The 6,601-nt window shown below is 68.5% G+C and carries 9 protein-coding genes and 1 pseudogene; 8 read left to right on the top strand and 2 right to left on the bottom strand.

Annotated elements, in window-relative coordinates:
* Positions 1-239 precede the first annotated feature (239 nt).
* Positions 240-1,082, top strand: a complete 843-nt coding sequence (locus JF597_RS43610; protein ID WP_294009833.1) for an IS5 family transposase — start codon at positions 240-242, stop codon at positions 1,080-1,082.
* Between the two features lie 126 nt (positions 1,083-1,208).
* Here the strand turns inward: JF597_RS43610 and JF597_RS43605 are convergent, their stop codons facing one another.
* A complete protein-coding gene (locus JF597_RS43605; protein WP_294009830.1) occupies positions 1,209-1,658 on the bottom strand; it encodes a hypothetical protein in 450 nt (149 codons plus the stop codon).
* A gap of 77 nt (positions 1,659-1,735) precedes the next feature.
* On the opposite strand from JF597_RS43605, the gene JF597_RS43600 reads away from it, so the two are divergent.
* The 6 genes and pseudogenes from JF597_RS43600 to JF597_RS43575 form a co-directional block, all read left to right on the top strand.
* Positions 1,736-2,203: a MarR family transcriptional regulator gene (locus JF597_RS43600; protein WP_294009827.1), complete on the top strand. Its 468-nt coding sequence runs from the start codon at positions 1,736-1,738 to the stop codon at positions 2,201-2,203.
* Between the two features lie 58 nt (positions 2,204-2,261).
* Positions 2,262-2,387: a hypothetical protein gene (locus JF597_RS43595; RefSeq protein ID WP_294009826.1), complete on the top strand. Its 126-nt coding sequence runs from the start codon at positions 2,262-2,264 to the stop codon at positions 2,385-2,387.
* 210 nt (positions 2,388-2,597) lie between these two features.
* On the top strand, positions 2,598-2,819 hold the full coding sequence (locus JF597_RS43590; protein WP_294009823.1) for a hypothetical protein: 222 nt from the start codon (positions 2,598-2,600) through the stop codon (positions 2,817-2,819).
* Positions 2,780-3,046, top strand: a complete 267-nt coding sequence (locus JF597_RS43585; RefSeq protein ID WP_294009821.1) for a helix-turn-helix domain-containing protein — start codon at positions 2,780-2,782, stop codon at positions 3,044-3,046. Before JF597_RS43590 ends, JF597_RS43585 begins: the two co-directional genes overlap by 40 nt.
* A 155-nt stretch (positions 3,047-3,201) precedes the next feature.
* Entirely contained in the window at positions 3,202-4,341 is a 1,140-nt protein-coding gene (locus JF597_RS43580) for an MBL fold metallo-hydrolase (RefSeq protein ID WP_294009818.1), read from the top strand.
* A 114-nt stretch (positions 4,342-4,455) separates the two neighbouring features.
* A pseudogene (locus JF597_RS43575) lies at positions 4,456-4,703 on the top strand (LacI family DNA-binding transcriptional regulator); the annotation flags it as partial.
* Positions 4,704-5,130: 427 nt separating this feature from the next.
* Here JF597_RS43575 and JF597_RS43570 read toward each other — a convergent pair.
* Positions 5,131-5,592, bottom strand: a complete 462-nt coding sequence (locus JF597_RS43570) for a RidA family protein (protein WP_294009815.1) — start codon at positions 5,590-5,592, stop codon at positions 5,131-5,133.
* A 72-nt stretch (positions 5,593-5,664) separates the two neighbouring features.
* Between JF597_RS43570 and JF597_RS43565 the strand changes: the two genes are divergently transcribed.
* The gene (locus tag JF597_RS43565; protein ID WP_294009813.1) at positions 5,665-6,573 is read left to right on the top strand and encodes a LysR family transcriptional regulator; all 909 of its coding nucleotides are present in this window, start codon (positions 5,665-5,667) and stop codon (positions 6,571-6,573) included.
* The last annotated feature ends 28 nt before the right edge of the window (positions 6,574-6,601 follow it).

The raw sequence follows: 6,601 nt of genomic DNA, 5'->3' as shown, positions 1-6,601 counted from the left end.
GTCGAGTACCACCATGAGCTGACAGGCGGCAATCACGGTGAGCGCGATGCCGGGGCGCCCCTGCCGGCGGGCCGCACCTGGTTTCTGGTCCGGTATCAGTTGAGAGGTTGTCACTATGGATCCCCCACGAAGGTGTTAGAGGCCGCGCGGATAGGCGTGGTTGGGGACGCCGGCAACAGAACGGGCACAGGTCCTAGTGATCATGGAGTTGCGACGCTCTGTGATCACTGGGGAGACCTGTGCCCGCGCTTCCATCATGGCTGACCGAACCGCTCTGGGACCAATTCACGGCCCTGCTTCCCGAGCGGCCGCAGTTCCATCCGGACCATCCGCTCGGCTGCCACCGCCGGCGCATCAGTGACCGGATCATCTTCGACAAGATGCTGCAACTGCTGCGCTTCGGCTGTTCGTACGAGGCGATCGCCGACACGACCTGCTCGGCCACCACGATCCGCACCCGCCGCGACGAGTGGATCGCGCTCGGTGTCTTCGCCCGGCTCAAGCAGATCGCGCTGAACTCCTACGACCGGATCGTCGGCCTCGTCCTCGACCAGATCGCCGTCGATGGCTCTATCACCAAGGCGCCCGGAGGCGGCGAGGCAGCCGGTCGTTCACCAGTCGACCGCGGCAAACAGGGCCTCAAACGCTCGGGCATGACAGACGGATACGGCATTCCGCTGGGTCGTGTCCTGGCCGGCGCCAACCGCCACGACTCCCCGTTACTCGCCCCCACCCTGGACCGCCTGGACGACCTCGGCCCGTTACCCGACGACATCACCGTCCACCTGGACGCCGGCTACGACTCGGACAAGACCCGCGCGCTGCTTAACGATCGCGGCTTCCACGGCCGCATCGCACACAAAGGCGAGAAGGCACCCATCCAGGCCAGCCAGCGCTGGCACGTGGAACGCACCCACGCCTGGCAAAACGCCTTCCACCGCCTCGCCCGCTGCTACGAGCGCCGGGCGACTGCCATCGACGCCTTCTTCGACCTCGCCGACACAATCATCACCGTACGCAGCCTGATCCGACGGGGATGGACCACCTACCGCTGGGACGAACGACCCAACCGCCGACCATGACCACACCCCTATCCGCGCTACCTCTAAGCCAGGGCGGCAGTACCAGAACGCCGGCCGTCATGGCGGCTGCCCCTCCGGCGCCCAGCGCCGCCAGGCCAAGAAGGCCGCGTCGGCTGATCGGCCGGTTCATGAGGCGTGCCCGGTGCCCGCAGCAACCGTCTCAGCGGGGGCCCCCGCGTCATCCGCGACAGCCCGAACGGGCTTCCACGCCCAAACCAGCAGCAGCACGTCACCGGTTATGATCAAGACCCCCAGCGGCACATGGACGGCGAGGGTCCGTGCGTACCCCATGATGATCTGCGCGACGATCGCCGCGACGACGGTGAGGCTGGCGAAGACCGGCCAGGCCGGCCCCCGTCCAGGTCGCCACTGCAGTACGGCGGCCAGCAGCATCACCATCGCGGTTACCCCGGTGAAGGTGGCGTTCTCCTTGTGCAGCTGCAGTGACGCATAGTGTCCCTGCAGGAAACCGCCGATGAGCACTGGCTGCGCGAAGGCCAACAGGGCTTCGGTCGTCACCGTCGTCCGGAACATCCATCGCGCCCACGGGGTGGGTCCTGCCGTTGTCTTGGCCATACGGCGATAGTGCCACATGGAACCATTCGATGTGTAACCTTTCCGGTCGGCTCTTCTGCTCCACTACTCTGGTAGCCATGAGTGGTCGAACCGACAACGAGACCGGGATGCCAGGCGACGGTCCAACCAGCTACGAGATCGGCTTTCTGCTGCGCGGCGCACACCAACGCGCTGCGGCCGCATTCAGTACAGCCCTCGCTCCGTTGGGCATCGAGGGGCGGCACTTCGCAGTGCTCAACCAACTGGACCGAGCGCCGCGCAGCCAGCGTCAACTGATCGACCTGATCGGCAGCGACAAGGCATCCATGGTGCGACTTGTCGACGACCTCGAAGCCAAAGGCCTCGTACGCAGGGATCCAGCACCAGGTGACCGCCGTGTCCGCGCGGTCACCCTGACCGAACACGGCACCATGGTCCTCTCGCAGGCCCGCGACACCGCCCGCGACGTAGCCGCCGGACTGCTCACCCACATGAAGCCCGACGACCAGGAAGAACTCACCAGGCTGCTCGGAGAATTCCTTCGCGGTCAGCACCCCGGCAGGTAAATGTGACGGGGCGGAGGGCGCGTCACAGAGTCGGCGCGCTGTGCCTGGCCTGAAGGCCATGACCAGTGCATGGCGCGTTGCCGCGCTCACCTTCCGGCCGGGCGGAAACACCGTGCAGCAGGCCGCAATGACGCCAATCGTCGCCGGCGTAGTGATCGTGGTTGCGGGAATGCCGTCCGGCTGACCAGTTCCGGGCCGGGCTGGCCGACCTGGTCCGACTGCGCACCGGCAGCAGCTTGGCACCGACGCCTGCGATGGGTGTGGACGCCGTGATCGAGTTCGGCAACCGGCAGCCCATCCACCTGAGCTTTCCAAAACCCGCCCGACCGGCATGGGAGCGGATGCGGCAGGCTGCCACCCATCGTGATCCATTCTGCTGATCGGCTTGCCTGCCATGCCCGTTGCCGCCGCCCGGCCGATCTCTCTGACCGTCGCCGAAGGGCACCGGCCGAAGAAGGCGGCCTACGGCCACAAGACCCCGCACCAGGACCGGGTACGGGCACAGATCGTGCTGCACGCCGCCCGCGGCGCGGCAACGCGCGCATCGCCCGCGAAACGGGAGCGCACCTGGACACCGTGCGCACCTGGCGGAGCCGCTTCGCCGACGGCGGCCTGACCGCCCTGGCCGACCGCAAGCGCTCCGGACGCCCACAGCGCTTCACCTCCGTGCAGGTCGCCGAGGTCGCCCGTCTAGACCAACACACACTCGATCGCCAGGAAAAATCCTCCGTCGCCAGGAAAAATCCTCCGTCGCACCAACAGCATGATCAACCCCCGAAGGACTTCGGGCTCCGACCTCTAAGGTTGCGCTGCCTGAAGGGGCCCATTCGTACCGGGCTGTAGACACATTCCGGGCCGGTGGACACCGTGGGCACAGCACAGGAGAGACCGCAGAGGTCTCCCGTTGGGTCATGACACACCGTGAGCCCACCCCATCCGTGCGCCCTCTCTGGTGAGTTGAAGAAAGGTGCCCCCGTATGTGCCGAGCCGCAGCTGACATGTCACCAGGCAACCGCGACGCCGCCGAGGCCGGCCAGCTGCCTCCTCAGACGTCCACCCGAAGGACGGTGCTCGCGGGACTCGCCGCCACGGCCGCCGTGTCCGCAGCGCAGTGGAGCGGCGCACAGATCGCGGCCGCGCAACAGGCGCGGCCGGCGTCCCGGTCCGGCGCGCCGCTGTCCCTGACCCTGCTGGGCACCAACGGTGGCCCGCCACCGCTGGCCACGGGGTACGGCATCTCCTCCGCCCTGGTCGTCGAGGGCAGGACGTACGTCGTCGACTGCGGGCGCGGAGCGGTCAGCCAGTGCATGCGGGCGGGCCTGTCCATGCCGTCGCTCACCGGCATCTTCCTGCCCCACCTGCACGCCGACCACCTCGTGGACTACTTCGCCTTCCCTCTGCTCGCCGCAGGTGCCTCGGGCACCGCCGGCTTCACCACCCCGGTCGACGTCTACGGGCCGGGCCCGGCCGGAATCGACTCGACCGTGGCCGTCGCACCGGGCGCGGTCCCGGGCACCACGGAGATGACAGAGCTGGCAGCACGCGCCTACGCCGCGTCGCCCACCTTCTTCATGAGCGAGCACACCGGCACCGATCCCCTGACACTGCTGCGCGTCCACGACGTGCTGCCGCCGTCGGACACCGGCGCATCGGCGACGCACACCGCCCCGGACATGGCCCCCTTCACCGTCATGGAGGACGACACGGTCAAGGTCACCGCCGTACTGGTGCCGCACGGCGCGGTGTACCCGGCCTACGCCTACCGGTTCGACACCGATCACGGCAGTGTCGTCTTCTCCGCAGACACGCCACCCACCCCGAACCTCGTCGGACTGGCCCGGCACGCGGACGTCCTGGTGCACGAAGCCATGTACCCGGCCGCGTTGGTGGACCTTGGACTCCCCCAGGCCCTGGTCGACCACATCCTCGCCACCCACACGAACGTCGCCGACCTCGGGAGGATCGCGGCGCAGGCCGACGTGGGCACGCTGGTCGCCACCCACCTCAGCCCCGGCGACCCGGGGGTGATCCCGGACGCGACCTGGCACAGGCTGCTCAAGGACAGCGCACGCCGGGGCGGTTTCGCCGGCTCGATGGTCCTGGGCAAGGACCTGCTGCACCTTCCCGTACGGGCGTGACTGAATCGATCTACCGCGTAAGGTGGGCGGACAGCCGCTTCATCGCCCTGACCGGACCACGCATCGGCGCACCGTTCGGGCTCGATGTGTGGTCCGCGGAAAGGGAGTCCGGGCATGGTCCGTTGTGGCCGGGTGACGTCGACCGACGTGGCCATGGCGTCGGTGTGTCGCGGGCGACGGTGAGTTTCGTACTGAACGACGACCCACGGCGGACCATCTCCACCGCCACCCGCGAGCGGGTCATGGCGGCCGCCCGCGAACTCGGTTACGTCCCGCACGGCATCGCCCGGGCGCTGCGCGAGGGGGCGTCGCGCATTGTCGTGCTCAACGTCGACCGCGGGCTCGAGGGCAACTTCTCCCAGTGTGACGTCCGCGTTCTTCCGCCGGAACCAGGGCAGGGTGTCGTGGTGACCGGCCGGATCGAGCGTGGGCGGGCGTGCCGTCGGTCCGTCGGTCCGTCGGTCCGTCGGTCCGTCGACGAGGCGAGTACTGGCATGAACGTGGGCCTGTCGATGCGTGGAACGGCGGCTGGCGGGGGTGAGCGAGGGCAGGTGCTCGCGGCGCCTGGCTCGGTCAGCGAATGCACCCGTTTCGCACCCTGGTCCGCCACTCCGAGAGGGCGCCGGCGTCGCGGAAGTAGCTGACGGTGATGCCCAGCCCGCCGGGAGTTTGCGCGTGGTCCCATCCCCGGTTATCCGGGGAGACGTCCTTCACCAGGTCTTCCCAGTGCGCACTCGTCTCGCCGTAGCCGCTCTGGTCCCGGGTCCGCACCGTGGTGAAGACGGCAGCCTAATAGGGGGGTTCAAAGGCCTCGACGGGCCCGGCAGGCGCTTGCGAGTCGTTGCTCGTCGCGCCGGCACGGGGTGGGACGTGCCGCCGCGCGTCCACCTCTATCTCGATCTTCATCCGTGGGTCGGCGAGACCGCACACGAGCATCGTTGCGGCGGGACGGACGTCGCCGAAGCACCGCCGCAGGACCGGCCAGCAGGGTTCGAAGTCTTCGCGGTCAGGCAGCAGATAGCGTACCCGCACCACGTCGGCGAAGGTGCAGTTCGCCTCGGCCAGTGCGGCCTCGATGTTGCGCAGGCACTGCTCGGCCTGCTCCACCACGTCGTCGGAGATCGTCATGGTGGCGTAGTCGAACCCGGTAGTCCCGGACACGTGCACGCGGTCGCCGTCGACCACGGCGCGGGCATAGCCGATCTGCTCCTCAAAGGCCGAGCCACCGAGGATCGCGCGTCGCTCTGTCATGCGCCGAACGTTAAGAGACCGGCATCGATACGTCTAATACGGCCGCATGCATGATCTGATATCTCTGGGCGTATGGAGCGCCCCGAACTCCCCCTGCCGCAGCTGCACGCCTTCGTCGTGCTCGCGGAGGAACTCCACTTCGGCCACGCGGCCGGCCGCCTGGGCATCGCCCAGCCGCCGCTGAGCCAGCAGATCCGCCGCCTGGAGGACAAGGTCGGCCACGCACTGTTCACCCGGGCTCCAGGGCATGTCGCCCTGACCCCAGCCGGCAGCGAACTGCTGCCCGTCGCCCGGCGGGCACTCACCGACCTCGCGGACGGCCTGGCCGCGGCCCGCGCCGTCGGCAGTGGCCAGGCCGGCCGCCTGCGGATCGGCTTCGCGGCTTCGCTCGCGCTGACTGTCCTGCCCGGCCTGCTGCGCACCTACCATGACCGGTTTCCCGGAGTGCACCTGGACATCCACGAGATGACCACCGCTCCACAGATCGCCGCCCTGCACGACAAGGCCATCGACATCGGTCTCCTGCGCGAACCCCCCACCGACGAGACAGAGCTCGGCTTCAGCACGGTACTCAGCGAGCCTTTCGTGGCCGTGCTGCCGTCCGCCCATCCCCTGGCCGGCCAACGGACCGTACGGCTTGATCAGTTGGCGCAATCACCCTTCGTGCTCCTGCCCCGCACGGCCGGCCCGACACTGCATGACCAGATCATCGGCCTGTGCACCGCAGCAGGGTTCGCACCGCAGATAGTCCAGCACGCGGTGGAGTGGCAAACCGTGTGCGCCCTTGTGGAAACGGGTCTGGGCGTCTCCCTGGCTCCGGCGAGCATCCGTCGCATCCGCCTCAAAGGCATCGCCTTCCGCAGGATCGCACCCGGCACCGCCCGCACACGAGTGGCCGTCGCCTGGCGCAAGAACAACCGCAGTCCCCTGGTCACGAACTTGCTGGCAACCGTCGGAAAAGGTCCGCCGGACAGTCTCTAGGCCTGTCCGGCGAGGAGATGCCCTCGCG

This window comes from Streptomyces sp. (assembly GCF_019510245.1).
Lineage (GTDB): Bacteria > Actinomycetota > Actinomycetes > Streptomycetales > Streptomycetaceae > Streptomyces.
Note: the sequence above shows the minus strand (reverse complement) of the source record. Positions and strands in the feature narration are given on the sequence as shown.